The sequence below is a fragment of the Promicromonospora sp. NPDC019610 genome, from assembly GCF_044389365.1.
Classification (GTDB): domain Bacteria; phylum Actinomycetota; class Actinomycetes; order Actinomycetales; family Cellulomonadaceae; genus Promicromonospora.
This window is the reverse complement of the sequence record NZ_JBIRXX010000002.1, coordinates 1,609,406-1,626,667: the sequence shown is the minus strand read 5'-3', so window position 1 is coordinate 1,626,667 and position 17,262 is coordinate 1,609,406. Positions and strand designations below refer to the sequence as shown.

Genomic DNA, 17,262 nt, shown 5'->3' with positions numbered 1-17,262 from the left:
GGGAGGGGGCGCCGTCCGGCGTCGTCCGGCGGAAGGCCCGAGCGTGACCTGCGGGGTCAGTGCCCGCCCGCCACCTCGCGCAGCCCCTTGACGGGGATGGTCGCCGCGATGGCCGAGGCCACCACGGCCATGCCGCAGCCGAGCAGCAGGGCGACGCGGAACCCGCTCTCGGTGGGCAGGGTGTGCTCGCCGAAGGTGGTGCTCATCCGCGCCAGGACGACGCCGATGACGGCGGCCGACGCCGAGGTGCCGATGGAGCGCATGAGCGCGTTGAAGCCGTTCGCGGCGGCCTTCTCGGAGGCGGGGACCGAGCCCAGGATGATCGCGGGCAGCGCGCCGTAGGCGAAGCCGACGCCGGCCGACGCCACGAAGGCGGTGACCGCGAGACCCACGAGCGTGTCCATGAACAGCGTGGACAGGCCGTAGCCGAGCGCCATGACGAGGCCGCCCAGGACGAGCGTCGTCTTGGGCCCGCGGGCCCCGGTGATGCGCGCGCCCACCGGCGACATGAGGGTCATCGCGATGCCCGACGGCGCCATCCACAGACCCATCTGCAGCATCGACTGGCCCAGGCCGAACCCGGTGGCGGCCGGGGCCTGCATGAGCTGCGGCAGGATCAGCGACTGCGCGTACATGGCGAACCCGATCAGGATCGACGCCAGGTTGGTGAGCAGCACGGCGGGGCGGGCGGTGGTCCGCAGGTCGACCAGCGCGGCGGGCGTGCGCAGCTCCCACCAGCCCCAGGCGAGGAGCACCACGACGGAGCCGCCGAACAGGCCCAGCACGAGCGGGCTGGCCCAGCCCCACTCGGCGCCCTGGGAGACCGCGAGGAGCAGGGCGACGAGGCCGGCGGCCAGGCCGAGCACACCGACGTGGTCGAACCGGGTCCGTGCCCGGGGTCCGGCCGCGGCCCGGTCGGTGGCCCGGTCGGTGGCCCGGTCGGTGGCCCGGTCCGTGGCTCGGTCCGTGGTGGGGCCGGGGATCGCCCGCCAGATGACGACGCCGATGACGACGGCGCAGACGGTGATGAGCCAGAACAGGATGCGCCAGCTCGCGAACTCGGCGACGGCGGCCGCGAACGGCAGGCCGAGCGCGCCGCCGATGCCGAGCGACGAGCTCATCAGGGAGATGGCGCCGGCGGTGCGCTCCTTGGGCAGCAGGTCGTGCAGCATGCTGATGCCGAGCGGGATGAACCCGGTGGCCAGGCCCTGCAGGCCGCGCCCGGTGACCATGACGGGCACGGTCGTGGCCACGGCACAGATCGCCGACCCGAGGGCCAGCGGGACGAGCGAGACGAGGATCATCCGCTTCTTGCCGTACAGGTCGCCCAGCCGCCCGGAGACCGGGGTGCAGATGGCGCCGATGAGCAGGGTGACCGTGATGATCCAGGACGTCCGGGACGCCGGGGCGTCGAAGATGGTGGGGAGCGACGCGACGATCGGGACCACGAGGGTCTGGGTCATCGCGACGACGATGCCGCCGATCGCGAGGACCGCGACGACGCGGTTCGGGTGGATCGCCGGGGCGGTGGTCACGGCTTCGGGCGGTGGTGCGGGGCGGGACGCGGTGGTCGTCACGAGTCTCCTCGAAAGATTGCTGTGCATCATGCACATTGGGGTTCGCGCTCAGGATGCCATATCTTGTGCATGATGCATAGAAGCGCTTCGGTGCGAGACTCCGGGTGCGCGCGTACGGGACCGTCCGTACGGGACCGGCTGTGCGAGACCGGCTGTGCCAGACCGGAGGTATGACGACGATGACGTCCGCGATCGACGAGATCGAGTACGAGGGCATGCTGTTCGGCCGGCACCTGGCCGCGCTGCCCGCGGGCCGCACGCGCCGCAAGGGCGGGCTGCTCGACCAGAGCGCGTACACGCTGCTCAGCCTGCTCGACGCCGGCGGCCCCGCCAGCCTCGCCGAGCTCGCGGCCGCCACCGGCCTCGACGTCTCGACCCTGAACCGGCAGACGGCGGCGCTGCGCCGCTCGGGGCTGGCCGAGCGCTTCGACGACCCGGACGGCGGGCAGGCGCGCAAGCTGCGGCTCTCCGCAGAGGGCGCCCGGCTGCTCGGCGAGGAGCGCGCGGCCAGCCGAGCGCTGCTGGCCGAGCTGCTGCACGACTGGTCGGAGGCGGACCGGGCCCGGTTCGGCGAGCTGCTGGGCCGCTACAACCGCGTCATCGAGGACCGCTCGAAGCGTCACTGGCCGCGGCCCTGACGCCCGTCCGGATCGGTTGAGCACAGCACCCGCTGCCACGCGAGCCGGCCTCCTGGCAGCAGCTGCTGTGGTCGACCCCCGTTTTGTCGTGGCGACGCCCGGCGGTCGTGCGGCAGGGTGGGCCGCATGAGCGCACCCAGCGACGCCGCGTCCGGCTCCCGTCCTGCCGCCCCCGCCGTCGACCCCCGGCCCGTGACCAGCGTGCGCGAGGCACGGGCCGAGGACTGGCCCGCGATCTGGCCCATCGTGGAGGAGGTCGTGCGCGCGGCTGACACCTTCGCCTACGACCCCGCCATGGACGAGGCCGACGCCCGCGCCGGGTGGCTGGAGGCCCCCGCTCGCGTGGTGGTCGCGGTGCGCGACGGCGTCGTGGTCGGCACCGCGAACATGTACCCGAACCGCCCGGGCCCGGGCAGCCACATCGCGTCCGGCAGCATCATGGTCGACCGCGCGGTGCGCGGCTCCGGCGCCGGCCGCGCCCTGGTGCAGGACATGATCGCCTGGGCGGCCCGCGAGGGGTACGCCGCCGTGCAGTTCAACGCCGTGGTCGACACCAACGCCGCCGCCGTCCACCTGTACGAGAGCCTCGGCTTCGTCACCCTTGGCATCGCGCCGGGGGCGTTCCGGCACCCCGAGCTGGGCGACGTCGGACTGCGGATCATGTGGCGGGACCTGAGCGACCTGCGCGGCGGTGCCACCGGGAGCGAGGGCTGATGCGCTGCTCCGTCAACGTCCCCAACTTCGGCGACTTCGCCGACGCCCGCGCCGTCGCCACCGTGGCCCGCGCGGCGGAGGACGCCGGCTGGGACGGCCTGTTCGTCTGGGACCACGTGGTGCACCGCAAGGAGGCGCGCCGCGGTCAGCCGTTCGGCGACCCGTGGATGCTGCTCACCGCGGCGGCGCTCGCGACCTCGACGATCCGGCTCGGCACCCTGGTCACGCCGGTGGCCCGACGCCGGCCCGAGCAGCTCGCACGGCAGGTCGCCACCCTGGACGCCCTCAGCGGCGGCCGCGTGGTCTTCGGCGCGGGGCTGGGCGGGCCCGTCGAGGACGAGTTCGGCAGCTTCGGCGACGAGACCGACCCTGTGGTGCTCGCCCAGAAGCTCGACGAGGGCCTCGGCCTCCTGGCCCGGTACTGGTCGGGGGAGCGCGTCGACCACGACGGGCGGCACTACGTCGTGCGCGACGTCGAGATCCTCCCTGCCACGGTGCAGCGGCCCCGGCCGCCGGTCTGGGTGGGCGGCTTCTGGCCCGCGCGCCGGCCGTTCCGCCGCGCGGCGCGGTGGGACGGCGTCGTGCCGCTGTTCGCCTCCGGGCACGGCGAGCCGCCGACGCCGGACGAGGTGCGCGAGGTCACGGAGTACGTCACGGAGCACCGTGACGCGAGCGGCCCGTACGACGTCGTCGTCGGCGGGCTGACCGCGCCGGAGACCGCGGCCGACGTCGTCGGCCCGCTCGTCGAGGCCGGGGCGACCTGGTGGGACGAACGCGGTCTGTACGAGTCGCCGGACCTGTACTCCCTGCCTGCGGTCCTGCGCCGCGTCGAGGCGGGTCCGCCGCGGCTGTGATGCTGGTTGGCGAGTTCGGCAGTTCCGCCTGACGTCGGCAGTCTGCATCGAGGTCGGCACAGGGCTGTGCCGACCTCGGTGCCAACTGCCGACTTTGTGCGACAAACTGCCGACTCTGCGGCGCAAACTGCCGACCTGGACGTGATCGGCTGATCTCTGGGGTGCCGGCTGCCGCCTCAGCCCGGCTGCCGCCTCAGCCCGGCTGCCGCCTCAGCCCGGCTGCCGCCTCAGCCCGGCTGCCGCCTCAGCCCGGCTGCTCCGCGTTCCAGCGGGCGATGTCCTCGTCGGTCACCTCGACCGGGCCGGTGGCCGGCTGCGTGATGCGGATGTGGTTGCCGAACGGGTCGCGCAGGGCGCAGTCGATCCCGTAGGGCTGCTCGACCGGCTCCTCGGTGAACTCAACGCCCTTCGCGCTGAGCTCGGCGTAGGTGCGGCGGCAGTCGTCGGTGGTCAGGATGCACGCGACCCCGAGCGCCCCCTTGGTCAGCAGGTCGCGGACCTGGGCCGCGACCTCCTCGCTGAGGGACGGCGGGCCCGGCACCTCCAGCAGCAGGTGGCGGTCCGGGTCGGCGGGCAGGGAGACGGTCAGCCAGCGCATGAAGCCCATGTCGACGTCGTTGCTGACCTCGAACCCGAGCTTGCCCACGTAGAAGTCGAGGGCCTCGTCCTGGTCGAGCACGGTCACGGCGGTGATGGAGATGTTCTTGAACATGTCCACCACGCTAGGACCGCACCGGCCCGGCGTGCTTCTCCGAATCTGCTCGGCCGCGGAGCCGCTCAGCCCGCGGGGCGCAGCCAGCTCTTGACGAAGCAGACGGGCGCGGCCACGGGGCGCGTCCGGCGCCGGTACTCGGTCGGCGAGACGCCGACGACGTCGCGGAACGTGCGGCTGAACGTGCCCAGGCTGTTGGAGCCCACCTGCAGCGCGATCTCCGTCACCGGCGTCGCGGTATTGCGCAGCAGCGCCATCGCGCGCTCCAGCCGGCGCCGCTGCAGGTAACGGTGCGGCGTCTCGCCGAAGGCCGCCCGGAAGCTGCGGCTGAAGTGGGACGGCGAGACGTGCGCGATGCGGGCCAGGGTCGGCACGTCGAGCGGCCGGGCGTAGTCGCGGTCGATGGCGTCCCGGGCGCGCAGCAGCAGCCGGTTGTCGCGCTCGTGCGGGGACATCAGCGCTCCTCCCCGAGGAACACCGCGTACCCGTCCAGGAGACGGGCCAGGCCGAACTCGAAGAGCGTGTCGAGGGTCAGGTCCACCTCGGCCGACGTCGCCGCCACCAGGTGCGGGTGGCGGCGCGGGTCGACGGCTGCCTGGAGGTCGGGCAGGGTGCGGTCCATCCACTCCTCGTCGGTCAGCCCGTCGTCCTTGCGGGCCTGCGCCGCCGGCTCGATGCCCACCCCCAGCCCGCGCACGAGCTGGAAGACGGACACGGTCAGGTGCATGCGGGTGTCGAGGTCCAGCCGGCGGCCGGGCAGCTCGCCGAACGCGGACAGCAGCGCCTCGGTGTGCGCGACGCCGTGCGGCAGCACCTGCGGCCGCGTCATCGACATGACGTGCGCGGCCCACGGGTGCCGCTGGAACGCGGCCCACATCGTGCGGGCGCAGACCTCGGCGCGGGCCCGCCAGCCGTCCGGCAGGGGGTCCGGGAGCGGCGAGGTGGCGTACACGGTGTCGAGCATCCGGGCCAGCAGCTCCTCGCGGCCCCGGACGTAGCGGTACAGCGACATCGTGGGGATGCCCAGGTCGGTCGCGATCCGCCGCATCGACAGCCCGCCCAGCCCTTCGGCGTCGGCCGTCGCCATGGCCAGGCGCACGACGTCGTCCACCGTGGGGGCGCTCGCGGCGGACGCCAAGGTGCCCGGGCGGGCCGCGCCGGAGCGGGCCGGGCCGCCGGCCGCACCCACGGCCACCACGGTGCCGACGCCGCGCCGCACCTCCACGAGGCCGTCGCGGCGCAGCGCGTCGAGCACCCGGCTCGCGGTGGCCATGGCCACGCCGTGCTCCGCGACGATGCGGCGGGTGGACGGGACCGGCGCCCCCGGGGCGAGCTCGCCCGACCGGATGCGGCCCCGGATCTCGTCGGCGATGCGCTCGGACGGTGTGGTCATCTTCGGCTCCCTGTACTAGTGCGGTCGGGGGTCCGTCTGGCCCGCTGCGGCCCCGTGGCCTGCGTGTTCGTGGGGTGCACTACCTGGTGTACCACCCCGCCCTTTACCCCAGCATAGGGCGCTTCGTACGGTGTACGAAGCGCCTCGCCGAGACACCTCGGCGAGGAACCTTCGAACCAGGGAGCAGTCATGACTCACGTCCTCGTCTCCGGCGCCAGCGTCGCCGGGCCGGCCCTCGCCTTCTGGCTCCGCCGCCACGGCTTCGACGTCACGGTGGTCGAGCGGTCGGCCGGGCCACGCCCGGGCGGCCAGGGCATCGACGTGCGCGGCGCCGCGCGGACCGTGCTCGACCGGATGGGCCTCACCGAGCAGGTCCGCGCCGCCCACACGGGCGTGCGCGGCATCGCCTACCTCGACGACGCGGGGCGGCGCACCATGGAGCTGCCGGCCGAGATGTTCGGCCACTCGGGTGGCGTCATCGCCGACATCGAGATCCTGCGCGGCGACCTCATGCGGATCATCATGGACGCCGCCGACGGTGTCGAGTACCTGTACGACGACAGCATCACGGCGCTCGACCAGCGCGCCGACGGCGTCGACGTCACCTTCGAGCGCTCCGCCCCGCGCCGGTTCGACGTCGTGGTGGGCGCGGACGGCGTCTTCTCCACCACGCGGCGCCTGGCCTTCGACGGCGCCTGGCGGGCCGTGGACTCCGGCTACCACCGCGCCGTCTTCACGGCCGAGCCGGCCGGCGCCGGCGACACCTGGGGCCTCGACGGCTGGGAGCTGCTGTACTCGATGCCGGCCGGCAACGGCGTCGGCGGGCGCAACGTGCTGCTGTACCCGGCGCACGGCGGTGCCCGCGGCATGGTGCACTTCGCCGGGGACCCGGTCGAGTACGACCGGCGCGACATCGCCGGGCAGAAGCGCCTGGTCGCCGGCGTGCTGGCGGGGGAGGGCTGGGAGGTTCCGCGCCTGCTGGACGCGATGGAGCGCGCGGACGACTTCTACTTCGACCGGCACGTGAAGATCGAGATGCCGTCGTGGCACCGCGGTCGCGTCGCGCTCCTGGGTGACGCCTGCACGGCCGGGTCGGTCGGGATGGGCACCTCGCTGGCGCTCGTGGGCGCCTACGTCCTGGCGGGCGAGCTCGCGCGGGCGGACGGCGACCCCGCCGTCGCGTTCCCCGCCTACGAGGCGACCGTGCGGCCCTACGCGGCGGTCAACATGAAGCAGCTCCCGGGCGGCGCGCGCGGGTTCCTGCCGCCCTCGCGGTTCGAGATCAAGGCGCGCACGGCCGTGATGGGGGCGCTGCTGAGGACGCCGCTGGCGAGCAAGATGATGGGCGGCATCGACAAGGCGGTCGACCAGATCGACCTGCCGGGCTATCTTGACGGGCGGGTGCTCAAGTGATTTAGTCACTTTATGACTCAAGGTAGAGCCTCGTTCTCGGAACAGCTGGCGGACGACATCGTCGAGCTGATCCGCTCCGAGAGCCTCGGACCCGGCGACGTGCTGGAGTCCTCCCGCGACCTGGCCAAGCGGTTCGCCGTCACCACCCCCACCGTCCGCGAGGCCCTGCGGCGGCTGGAGGCCACCGGCGTGGTCGAGCTGCGGCACGGCTCCGGCACGTACATCGGCCCCGGCATCGAACGGTCGGTGCTGGCCAACCCGCACCGGCCGCACATCACGCGCTCCTCGGTGATCGAGCTGGTCCAGGCTCGTCTCGTCATCGAGCCCGGCATCGCGGCGCTCGCCGCGAGCGCCCGCGACGCCGCCGCCCTGCAGCGCCTGGAGGCTGCGACGGCGACGGCGCTGCAGCCGCCGGTGCACGGGTTCCGGCCGGCGCTGAACTTCCACGTGGAGCTGGCGGCGGCGTCGGGCAACGGGCTGCTGCGCGAGACGGTGGAGGCGCTGCTGCACGTGCGGGCGTCGGAGCAGACGGAGATCCGGTTCCGGTACGACGACCGGCAGCGGGACCACGCGGAGCACCTGGAGATCCTGGGTGCGGTCCGCGACGGTGACGGCGCGGCGGCCGAGCGGCTGACGCGGGCGCACCTGACCACGATCCGGGCGTCGCTGGAGGCGGCGGACTTCGGGGAGGCGGCACCGTGAGCGCGCCGTTCCGCCTCGCGGAGATGACGACGGCGGAGGCGGCGGACGCCGTCGCGCGCGGCACCGTGGTGCTGATCCCGGCCGGAGCGCTGGAGCAGCACGGCCCGGGCATGGCGCTCGGGACCGACCTGGTGCGGGCCGAGGGTGTGGTGGCGCAGGTCGCCGCGAACCTGGCGGGCCGGGTGGTCGTGGGGCCGTCGATCCCCGTGGGCGTCTCGCCGCACCACATGGCGTTCGCCGGAACGGTGACGCTGACGACCACGACGTTCGCGGCCGTGGTGCGGGAGTACGTCACCAGCCTGCACCGGCACGGCTGGACGAGGTTCCTGGTGGTCACCGGGCACGGCGGCAACAACGCGACGCTGACGACGGTGGCGCAGGACCTCCTGGTGTCCCACCCGGGGGTCCAGCTCGCCTGGTCGCCCCTGACGCCGCTCGCGGGCGACGCCGTGGCCGCGATGGAGCCCAGCGCCGTGCACGGGCACTCCGGCGAGGCCGAGACCGCGCAGATGCTGCACCTCGCGCCGCACCTGGTGCACACCGACCGGCTCCGGCCGGGCACCACCACGCCCGACCAGCTCGACGACGTCTCCCGCACGGCACGCCGGCACGCGCAGCCCACCCTGACCCTGCCGTACGACCGGCTCAGCCCCAACGGCGTGCTCGGCGACCCGCGCCGGGCCACCGCCGAGGACGGCGCCGCGATCGTCAAGGCGATCGTGGCCCGCATCACGACCTTCCTTCAGGAGTGGCCGCCCGCGTAGCGCCCGGCACACCTCCGACAGCACCCACAGCACCTCCCCCGCACGCGCCTGGCCCGCCAGGTGTCCGCCCCGCCGTGCCCGCAGACGGGCACGGCGCCCAGAAAGGACTCGCATGTCAACGACGACAGCATCACCTCGCCCCGCACCACCGGGCCGACGGCGGCCGGGCCGGCGCGCGGCACTCCTCGCAGCCCTGGCGCTCGCGGTCTCCGGCCTGGCCGGGCCGGTCGGCGCCACGACGGCGTCCGCCACGACGGCGTCGACCGCCTCCGGCCTGCGCTCCGCGGGCTGCGGCACCGACCCGGGCCAGGAGCCGGGCAGCAGTGTGCTGCGCACCCTGACCAGCGACGGTCGCGGGCGCACCGTGCAGCTCCACCTGCCGGACGGTTACCGCAGCGACCGGGCGTGGCCCGTGGTGCTGGTGTTCCACGGCCGCGGCAACACGGGGGCGGGCACGGAGGCGTTCTCCGGGCTGGACGCGCTGCCCGCGATCGTCGCGTACGGCAACGGCGTGGTCGGCACCGGGGACGGCGACCGGCAGGCCTGGGAGGGCGCGCCGTACGCGGCCCCCGGCGTCGACGACGTGGCGTACACGAACGACCTGCTGGACACGCTGGAGCGGGACCTGTGCGTGGACCCGCGGCGCGTGTACGCGACGGGCAAGTCCAACGGCGCGGGGTTCACGGGGATCCTGGCGTGCGAGCTGTCCGACCGGATCGCGGCGATCGCCCCGGTGGCCGCCGCGTTCTACGGCACGGGCCACCCCGACTGCGAGCCGGCGCGGCCGGTGCCGGTGATCGACTTCCACGGCACGGACGACGTGACCATCCCGTACGCGGGCGACGCGGACCGCGGCCTGCCCGCGATCCAGGACTGGGTCGGCGGCTGGGTGGCGCGCAACGGCTGCGCCACGGGTCCGGACGTCGAGCGGACGGCGTTCGACGTCACGACGTCCCGGTGGACGGGCTGCGACCGGGGCGCCGAGGTGACGCACGTGGCGGTGCTCGGCGGCGGCCACACCTGGCCGGGGGAGGACAGCTACTCGGGCGGCGGGTACGCGACGCACAGCATCGAGGCCCACGAGGTGCTGTGGGAGTTCCTGCGGGACGAGCGGCTGCCGGTGCGTTTCCTCAGGAGCCACGGCACGGAAGGGGCGGCGTCATGACCGCGACGTCGAAGCAGGTCGCACCCGGGACCGAGCCCGACCGGCTGCCGCGCGTGCTGCGCGCGCTGGCCGTCGTCGAGCGCCTCGGCAACGCCCTGCCGCACCCGTTCTGGCTGTTCTGGATCCTGGCGGCGATCCTCGGCGTGACGAGCGCCGGGCTGGCGGCGGCGGGCGTGTCCGTGGTCTCGCCCGCCGACGGCGAGACCGTGGTGGTGCAGAGCCTGCTCAGCGGCGAGGGACTGGCCATGGCCGTGTCCACCGCCGTCGACAACTTCGCGACGTTCGGCCCGATGGGCACCATCGTCGTGGTCATCATGGGTGTCGCCATCGCGGAGCGCACCGGCTTCCTGTCGGCGGCGATGAAGGTCTCCGTCTCCCGGGTACCCGTCTCCTGGGTCGTCTTCGCCGTCGCGTTCGCGGGCACCGTCTCGCACGTCGCGAGCGCCGCCGCGTACATCATCCTGGTGCCGCTGGGCGGGCTGGCGTTCCGGGCGGTGGGCAAGTCGCCGATCCTCGGCGTCGTCGTGGCGTACACGTCCATCGCCTCGGGGTACGACGCGAGCCCCGTGCCGACGCCGAACGACGCGATCTTCGCGGGCATCACCACGGAGGCGGCGCGGATCATCGACCCGAACGCGTACGTCTCGCCGGTGAGCAACTGGTTCTTCAACATCGCCTCGTCGCTGCTCCTGGCGATCGTGATCACCCTGGTCACCAACCTGGTGCTGGCCAAGCGGCCGGACCTGGGTGCGGACCCCGACACTGTGCGCGACGAGGCCCTGGACGACGTCGCGGGCCTGGAGCTCTCGCCGCGGGACCGCAAGGCGCTGCGGGCCGCGCTGCTGTCCGGCCTCGCCGCGATCGTGCTGATCACCGTGGTGGTGTTGCTGCCGTCGTCCCCGCTGCGGGGCGAGGGCGGCAGCCTGACGGAGTCGCCGTTCCTGGACGGCATCGCGGCGATCGTGGCCGTGCTGTTCGCGCTGGTCGGCATCGTGTACGGGTGGCGGTCCGGGGGGATCACGACGGCGGGGGACGTGCCGAGGCTGATGGCCGAGGGCGTGCGCCAGATGGCGCCGGTGCTGGTGCTGTTCTTCGCCATCGCGCAGTTCCTGGCGTACTTCGACTGGACGCACATCGGCGACGTCATCGCCGTGAACTCGGCGGAGGCGCTGGAGACCAGCGGCGTGCCGATCTGGGTGGTGTTCCTGGCGATCCTCGCGCTGCTGTCCGTGGTGAACGTGCTCGTGACCAGCGGTTCGGCGATGTGGGCCATCGCGGCGCCCGTCGTCGTGCCCATGCTGATGCTGCTGGACGTGCCCGCCGAGACCACGCAGGCGCTGTTCCGCATCGCCGACTCCGGGTCCACGGCGATCACACCGATGAGCCCGTACTTCATCATGGCGCTCGGGTTCCTGCAGCGGTACCGCAAGGACGCCGGCATCGGCACCCTGGCCTCGTACACGCTGCCGCTCGCGGTCTGCATGACGCTGGCGTGGACCGCGCTGTTCTTCGCCTGGTGGGCGCTCGGCATCCCGCTCGGGCCGGGCGCGCCGGTGCGCTGACGCATCCCTGCCCCGCCGTGGCCCCGCTGCCGCCCCGTCACCGGGCGCGACGGCGGGGCCACGGTGATGATGTGCGGTGATGAACGCGATCCTCCTGCTGCCCGCCGGCATCGTCCTGCTCAACGTCTTCGCCCTGGCCCTCGTGCTGCTGCGGGCCCCGTCGTTCCGGCTGCCGGTGTACTGGCCGATGGTGCTGAACATCGGGCTGTCCGTCGCGCCCGCCGTCGTGCTCGGGATCGGGCTGCTGCTGGTGCTGGGCGTCATCACGTTCGTGCCCGACCAGGCGCTCATGCTCACCGTGATCGCGGTCGTGCTCCTCGTGTGGGTGCTGCTGCTGCCCAACTCGGCCTACCTGGTCACGGAGCTGAACTTCTCCCACCGGCGGCCCACGAACGACCCCGCACCGCTCTGGTACGACATCGTGATGGTGCTGTCCCTGGCACTGTCCGGCGTGCTGAACATGCTGATGAACGTGCTGCTCGTGCAGTTCGCGTACGTGCTGATCGTGCGGCCCAACGACGACGACCCCTACCGGCAGCCCGACTCGTGGGTGCTGGTAGGGGTCACCCTCGTGCTGGTCAGCGTGGGCATCTACCTGGGGCGCTACGTGCGGTTCAACTCCTGGGACCTGCTGCACCCGTCCTCGTTCGTGCGCAAGCTCGCCGCGCACTTCCGGGTGGGCGCGCACTGGCGGACGCTCACGGGCTTCGTCGTCGTGCACACGCTCTTCTTCGGGCTGATGTACCTGCTGGTGGTCGCGCCCGTGGTGCTGATGGTGGCCGCCGTGAGCCGGTAGGGCGCACGGCGGCCGGCCGTCTCCAGGGGCTCAGTCCGGCAGGGCTCCCACCGCGAAGTACGTGGTGCAGGCGCCGCCCTCGGACTCGTACCCGGTGGACAGCTCCAGCAGCTCGTCCCGCTCGGGCAGGGCCAGCAGCGTGGGGCTGTAGTTGGGGCAGTAGTTGTTCCACGGGTCGAGGATGCTCACGGGCGCGTCGGCCGTGCTCCAGGCGGCCTCCGGCACACCCTCGTTGGTCATGATCGTGGACCCGCTCCCGGGCAGGACGGCGCCGTCGGCCCCGTAGAGCATCTGCCCGACGCCGAGCAGCCGCCCGTCGCGCGTGCCGTCGTCGTACCAGGAGATGTTCGGGGTGTGCCGGAAGTGCGTGCCGTCCGCCGTCGCGACCGGGCTGCCGATCTCGGTGACGGGCTGCCACGCGATCCCGTCGGCCGAGCGGCGCGTGTAGTGCCGGCAGTCCTGCACCGGGCCGCACACCTCGTAGCTCATCAGGTAGTCGCCGTCCGGCAGCGTCCGCACCACCGGCATGCCCGGGCGCAGACCGGGGTCCGCCAGCGCGATGACGTCCGTCAGCGGCGACCAGGTCACGCCGTCGGGCGACGTGGCCTGCACGATCACCTGGCTGTGCGCCGGCTGCTGGTTCTCGTCGGAGACGTACAGCACCAGCTCGCCGCGGGGGGAGACGGCGAACTCCGGCTCCCACAGTCCCTTGCCGCCCGCCGCCGTCGCCGCGGTCGAGACGTGCTCCCACGTGCGGCCCTGGTCCGTGCTGGCCCACACCGGCAGCGTCATCCGGCGGGTGGCCTCGTCCTCCTGCTGGCCCACCGAGGCCGACCACAGCAGGGTGCCCTTCGGCAGGTCGCCCACCTTGCGCGGCAGCTCGAACAGGGTCGAGCAGCACAGCCCCCGCGTGGCCCCCGGGTCCGAGACCGTGCCGACCCGCTCGAAGCTGCGGCCGTCGTCCGTGCTGGTGAAGATCGCGCCGTGACCCGTGGCGCCGTCGAACGTGACCGTGCTGACCACGATCGTGCCGTTCGCCCGGCCGGAGTGCTCCAGCCGGATCGCGCGCGGGTACAGCGAGGTGCCCGCCATCAGCCGGGTGCCGTTCTCCGCCCCGCCCGGTGGCGGTTCGGCGGCCGCGTCCGCCGTCGCCGGGGCGACGGCGGCCGACAGGGTGAGCGCGGCGAGCGCGAGCGCTGCGAACAAGCGTCGCAGGACCATGGTGGGCTCCTCTTCGATCGACTCTGATCTCGGACGGCGACAGGCGACCTTTCTCGACCTGTGACCGCCGTCACCGTAGTGACCGAACGCTCGTGAGTCAACGTTGCATCAGTGTGGTCCGCGCCGAGAAGCCCAGGCGCTCGTAGAACGGCATCACCGAGTCGCGGGAGTCCAGCGTGAGCTTGCGGACGCCCAGGTCGTCGGCCACGGCGCACAGCGACTCGACCAACCGCCGGCCGATGCCGCGCCCCTGCTGCTCCGGCACCACGAAGACGCTCTGCACGTCACCGGACCTGCGGACGAGGTCGCCCGGGTTGGGCACACGCTCGAACACCGCGAGCCACGCCATGCCGACCAGGCCGCCGTCGAGCTCGGCGACCTGGCACACCGACCGCTCGCGCTGCGCGGCCATCCACCCGGCCAGCGCCGCGGCGAACTCGCGGGCCTCGTCCGGGCCGGGCGTGCGGCCCGGCTGGGCCCACCGCCAGCGCAGCGCGGCCAGGGCGGGGGCGTCGGCGAGAGTGGCTTGTCTGATCACGAGGTCTGGTGGCACCGGGCCATGCTGGCACGGAGCGCCGGCACGGAGCGCGCTGGTATCGGAGCGCGCTGGCGGGGGCCGCGACGGCGACGGCGCGGCCCCTGCTGGTACGGACCGCGCTGGCACGGACCTTGCCGGCACGGACCTTGCTGGTACGGACCCTGCTGGTGCGGACCCTGCTGGCACGGAGCGCGACCGCGACGGCGGCGGCGGCGCGGCACCCGCAGGAGACCGCCCCGGCGACCCGCGCCGCCTAGGATTCCTGGCGTGAACGCCGCTCGCCGGAAGAACCACCAGGTCGCCGTCCTCGTGCTGGAGGGCGCCAAGCCGCTCGACGTCGGCATCCCGGCGCAGGTGTTCTCGAACCGGCCGAGCATGCCGTACGAGGTGCGGGTGTGCGGCGCCGCGCCCGGGCTGGTGACCGGCGGCGACGGGCTCTCGTACCACGTGGCCGAGGGCCTGGACGCGCTGGAGCGCGCCGACACCGTCTTCGTCCCCGGGTACCGGACGCCGGCCGCCGCCGACCCGCCGGCCGTCGTCGTCGACGCGCTGAAGGCGGCGCACGCCCGCGGGGCGCGGCTCGCGGCCATCTCGACCGGCGCGTTCGCACTGGCCGCGACCGGACTGCTCGACGGCAGGCGCGCCACGACGCACTGGCACTACACGCGGGCGCTGCGCGAGCGGCACCCGCTCGTGCAGGTCGACGAGAACGTGCTGTTCGTCGACGAGGGCGGCGTGCTCACCTCGGCGGGCGCGGCGTCCGGCATCGACCTGTGCCTGCACCTCGTGCGGCGCGACCACGGCGTCGGCCTGTCCAACCACGTGGCCCGGCGGCTGGTCGCCGCGCCGTACCGCAGCGGGGGACAGGCGCAGTACGTGCCGCGCAGCGTGCCCGAGCCGCTCGGCGACCTGTTCGCCGACACGCGCGAGTGGGCCCTGGAGCACCTCGCCGAACAGCTCACCCTGGAGGCGCTCGCGCGCAACGCGCGGGTCTCGGCGCGTACGTTCTCGCGGCGGTTCGTCCAGGACACCGGCTACACGCCGATGCAGTGGGTGCTGCGGGCGCGCGTGGACCTGGCGCGTGAGCTGCTGGAACGCAGCGACCTCAGCGTCGAGCAGATCGCGCACCGGGTCGGGCTCGGCACCGCGGCGAACCTGCGCCTGCACTTCCACCGGATCCTCGGGACGTCGCCCACGGAGTACCGGCACACGTTCTCGTCGGGCCCTGGCGGCGACCTGTAGGCCGGCTGCTCGGCTGGCCGGCTGGTCGCACTGTGGACAAGAGATCAGGTGGTCGACAAGCGGTGGTCGGCCGGTCGCACGGTCGCACGGTCGCACGGTCGGCAAATGGTCAGGTGGTCGGCAAAAGGTCGGGTGGTCGGCAGGATGTCAGGTGGTCGGCAGCTCGGACTGCCGATCACCTGACATTTTGCCGACCACCCGAATCCCGGGCGTCAGCCCGGGCAAGCCTCAGCCCCACGCGAGCCTCAGCCCGCCCGAGCATCAGCCCGCCCGAGACGCAGCTCACCCGAGCCTCAGCCCGCCTGAGCCTCAGCCCTGGGCGAGCCTCAGCCCACCCGAAGCTCAGCCCTGGGCGAGCAGCTCCAGCGTGTCGATCACGCGGTTCGAGAAGCCCCACTCGTTGTCGTACCAGGCGACGACCTTGACGTGCTTGCCGTCGACCCGGACCAGGGCGGAGTCGAAGATCGCCGAGGCCGCCTCTCCGGTGATGTCGCTGGAGACCAGCGGCTCCTCGGAGTAGTCGAGGATGCCCTTCAGTGCCCCGTCGGCCGCGGTGCGGTACGCCGCCAGGACCTCCTCGCGGGTGACCTCGCGCTCGACCGTGGTGTTCAGCTCCACGACGGAGCCCACCGGCACCGGTACGCGGATCGAGTCGCCCGACAGCTTGCCGTTCAGGTTGGGCAGCACCAGGCCGATCGCCTTGGCGGCGCCCGTCGTGGTCGGCACGATGTTGACGCCGGCGGCGCGGGCCCGGCGCGGGTCGCGGTGCGGCCCGTCCTGCAGGTTCTGTTCCTGGGTGTAGGCATGCACGGTGGTCATGAACCCGTGCTCGATGCCGGCCAGGTCGTCCAGCACGGAGGCGAGCGGCGCCAGCGCGTTCGTGGTGCACGACGCGTTGGAGACGATCACGTGCTCCGCGGGGTCGTACGCGTCGGTGTTCACGCCGTAGGCGAGCGTCACGTCCGCGCCGGCCGAGGGGGCGCTGACCAGCACCTTCCGGGCGCCGGCGTCGAGGTGCGCGCGGGCGGCGTCGGCGGAGGTGAAGCGGCCGGTGGACTCCAGCACGAGGTCCACGCCGAGCTCCGCCCACGGCAGCTTGCCGGGCTCGCGCTCGGCGAGCACCTTGATGCGGTGGCCGTCGACGACGAGCTCGTCGCCGTCGACCTCGACCGGACGGCCCAGTCGGCCGAGCGCGCTGTCGAACTTGAGCAGCTGGGCGAGGGTGTCCGGGGCGGTGAGGTCGTTGATCGCGACCACCTCGAGCTTGCTGTCGCGCTCGAGCAGCGCGCGCAGGGTGTTGCGTCCGATCCGGCCGAAGCCGTTGATGGCGATGCGGGTCATCGGTTTCCTTTCGTCACCGACCATGCTGCGCGCCGTGGCATCGGGCCGAAAGCGGCTGGAAGGCCACTGTCCGCAAGGATCCCGCCCGAGGTTTAGCCACTGGTCGCAAGGATCTCGCCACCCCTCTGAGCCGGCCTGCAACCGATCACCCCGCCGGGTGGTGCCCCCTCCCGAGGGACGTTGCCGCGACCTCCGCGATCCAGCGCCGCTGTCCCGGTGTCTCCACCGCACGCGGGTGGTAGCGCGCGCGGACCCACGCCACGGCGTCGTCGGGAGCCACGCCGCTCATGATCGCGAGGACCGCCATGGCTGTGCCCGTCCTGCCGATCCCGCCGCCGCAGGCGATCTCCACCCGCTCCGTGGCCGACCGCGCATGCGCCTCGCGCAGCGCCTCCAGCGCCTGTTCCGTCGAGTCGGGCCGGCGGAAGTCGCGCCAGCGCACCCAGCGGTACTCCCGGTCGGCGAACTGCGGGTCCCGGCCCCGCAGGTAGACCGCGAGGTCCGGGAGGGGAACCTCGCCGCGCGGCCGGCGCAGCCCCGTGCCGCGCACCCGCCGCCCGTCGGGCAGCTCCACCACGCCGTCAGCCAACTCCCAGTGATCCATCGCTCCAGCCTAGGGAGGCGGCCGCC

At 73.5% G+C, this 17,262-nt stretch carries 18 protein-coding genes; 10 read left to right on the top strand and 8 right to left on the bottom strand.

What is annotated here, in order from left to right; all coding sequences use genetic code 11:
- Positions 1-56 precede the first annotated feature (56 nt).
- Entirely contained in the window at positions 57-1,577 is a 1,521-nt protein-coding gene (locus tag ACH45N_RS18960) for an MFS transporter (RefSeq protein ID WP_397396627.1), read from the bottom strand.
- Between the two features lie 170 nt (positions 1,578-1,747).
- Between ACH45N_RS18960 and ACH45N_RS18955 the strand changes: the two genes are divergently transcribed.
- The 3 genes from ACH45N_RS18955 (at position 1,748) to ACH45N_RS18945 (ending at position 3,783) form a co-directional block, all read left to right on the top strand.
- Positions 1,748-2,215, top strand: coding sequence for a MarR family winged helix-turn-helix transcriptional regulator (locus tag ACH45N_RS18955; protein WP_397396625.1), 468 nt, complete (start codon positions 1,748-1,750; stop codon positions 2,213-2,215).
- A gap of 126 nt (positions 2,216-2,341) precedes the next feature.
- Positions 2,342-2,929 (top strand): GNAT family N-acetyltransferase, encoded by a 588-nt coding sequence (locus ACH45N_RS18950; RefSeq protein ID WP_397396623.1) that lies wholly within the window; start codon positions 2,342-2,344, stop codon positions 2,927-2,929.
- A complete protein-coding gene (locus ACH45N_RS18945) occupies positions 2,929-3,783 on the top strand; it encodes an LLM class flavin-dependent oxidoreductase (protein WP_397396621.1) in 855 nt (284 codons plus the stop codon). The genes ACH45N_RS18950 and ACH45N_RS18945 overlap by 1 nt, the downstream gene beginning before the upstream one ends.
- Positions 3,784-4,027: 244 nt before the next feature.
- Here the strand turns inward: ACH45N_RS18945 and ACH45N_RS18940 are convergent, their stop codons facing one another.
- From ACH45N_RS18940 to ACH45N_RS18930, 3 genes are all read right to left on the bottom strand, one after another.
- Positions 4,028-4,495, bottom strand: coding sequence for a VOC family protein (locus ACH45N_RS18940; protein WP_397396619.1), 468 nt, complete (start codon positions 4,493-4,495; stop codon positions 4,028-4,030).
- Positions 4,496-4,560: 65 nt separating this feature from the next.
- Positions 4,561-4,950, bottom strand: a complete 390-nt coding sequence (locus tag ACH45N_RS18935; RefSeq protein WP_397396617.1) for a helix-turn-helix domain-containing protein — start codon at positions 4,948-4,950, stop codon at positions 4,561-4,563.
- Positions 4,950-5,888 carry a GntR family transcriptional regulator gene (locus ACH45N_RS18930; protein WP_397396615.1) on the bottom strand — a complete coding sequence of 313 codons (939 nt, stop codon included), beginning with the start codon at positions 5,886-5,888 and terminating at the stop codon, positions 4,950-4,952. Before ACH45N_RS18930 ends, ACH45N_RS18935 begins: the two co-directional genes overlap by 1 nt.
- Before the next feature lie 189 nt (positions 5,889-6,077).
- On the opposite strand from ACH45N_RS18930, the gene ACH45N_RS18925 reads away from it, so the two are divergent.
- The 6 genes from ACH45N_RS18925 (at position 6,078) to ACH45N_RS18900 (ending at position 12,290) form a co-directional block, all read left to right on the top strand.
- Positions 6,078-7,301: an FAD-dependent monooxygenase gene (locus ACH45N_RS18925; protein WP_397396613.1), complete on the top strand. Its 1,224-nt coding sequence runs from the start codon at positions 6,078-6,080 to the stop codon at positions 7,299-7,301.
- Between the two features lie 12 nt (positions 7,302-7,313).
- Entirely contained in the window at positions 7,314-8,003 is a 690-nt protein-coding gene (locus ACH45N_RS18920; protein ID WP_397396611.1) for a FadR/GntR family transcriptional regulator, read from the top strand.
- Positions 8,000-8,767 carry a creatininase family protein gene (locus tag ACH45N_RS18915; protein ID WP_397396609.1) on the top strand — a complete coding sequence of 256 codons (768 nt, stop codon included), beginning with the start codon at positions 8,000-8,002 and terminating at the stop codon, positions 8,765-8,767. Before ACH45N_RS18920 ends, ACH45N_RS18915 begins: the two co-directional genes overlap by 4 nt.
- A 112-nt stretch (positions 8,768-8,879) precedes the next feature.
- Positions 8,880-9,932, top strand: a complete 1,053-nt coding sequence (locus ACH45N_RS18910; protein WP_397396607.1) for an alpha/beta hydrolase family esterase — start codon at positions 8,880-8,882, stop codon at positions 9,930-9,932.
- Positions 9,929-11,494: an AbgT family transporter gene (locus tag ACH45N_RS18905; RefSeq protein WP_397396605.1), complete on the top strand. Its 1,566-nt coding sequence runs from the start codon at positions 9,929-9,931 to the stop codon at positions 11,492-11,494. Before ACH45N_RS18910 ends, ACH45N_RS18905 begins: the two co-directional genes overlap by 4 nt.
- Before the next feature lie 79 nt (positions 11,495-11,573).
- A complete protein-coding gene (locus tag ACH45N_RS18900) occupies positions 11,574-12,290 on the top strand; it encodes a DUF1361 domain-containing protein (protein WP_397396603.1) in 717 nt (238 codons plus the stop codon).
- 30 nt (positions 12,291-12,320) lie between these two features.
- On the opposite strand, the gene ACH45N_RS18895 is transcribed toward ACH45N_RS18900, so the two are convergent.
- Both ACH45N_RS18895 and ACH45N_RS18890 read right to left on the bottom strand, forming a co-directional pair.
- On the bottom strand, positions 12,321-13,511 hold the full coding sequence (locus tag ACH45N_RS18895; protein WP_397396601.1) for a sialidase family protein: 1,191 nt from the start codon (positions 13,509-13,511) through the stop codon (positions 12,321-12,323).
- 97 nt (positions 13,512-13,608) lie between these two features.
- On the bottom strand, positions 13,609-14,064 hold the full coding sequence (locus tag ACH45N_RS18890; protein WP_397396599.1) for a GNAT family N-acetyltransferase: 456 nt from the start codon (positions 14,062-14,064) through the stop codon (positions 13,609-13,611).
- A 252-nt stretch (positions 14,065-14,316) separates the two neighbouring features.
- Between ACH45N_RS18890 and ACH45N_RS18885 the strand changes: the two genes are divergently transcribed.
- Complete coding sequence (locus tag ACH45N_RS18885; protein ID WP_397396597.1) at positions 14,317-15,291, top strand: GlxA family transcriptional regulator; 975 nt, start codon at positions 14,317-14,319, stop codon at positions 15,289-15,291.
- Positions 15,292-15,633: 342 nt separating this feature from the next.
- Here ACH45N_RS18885 and gap read toward each other — a convergent pair whose 3' ends face one another.
- Positions 15,634-16,632, bottom strand: coding sequence for a type I glyceraldehyde-3-phosphate dehydrogenase (gene gap / locus ACH45N_RS18880; RefSeq protein ID WP_397396595.1), 999 nt, complete (start codon positions 16,630-16,632; stop codon positions 15,634-15,636).
- Between the two features lie 145 nt (positions 16,633-16,777).
- Complete coding sequence (locus tag ACH45N_RS18875) at positions 16,778-17,236, bottom strand: protein-tyrosine phosphatase family protein (protein ID WP_397396593.1); 459 nt, start codon at positions 17,234-17,236, stop codon at positions 16,778-16,780.
- Between the last annotated feature and the right edge of the window lie 26 nt (positions 17,237-17,262).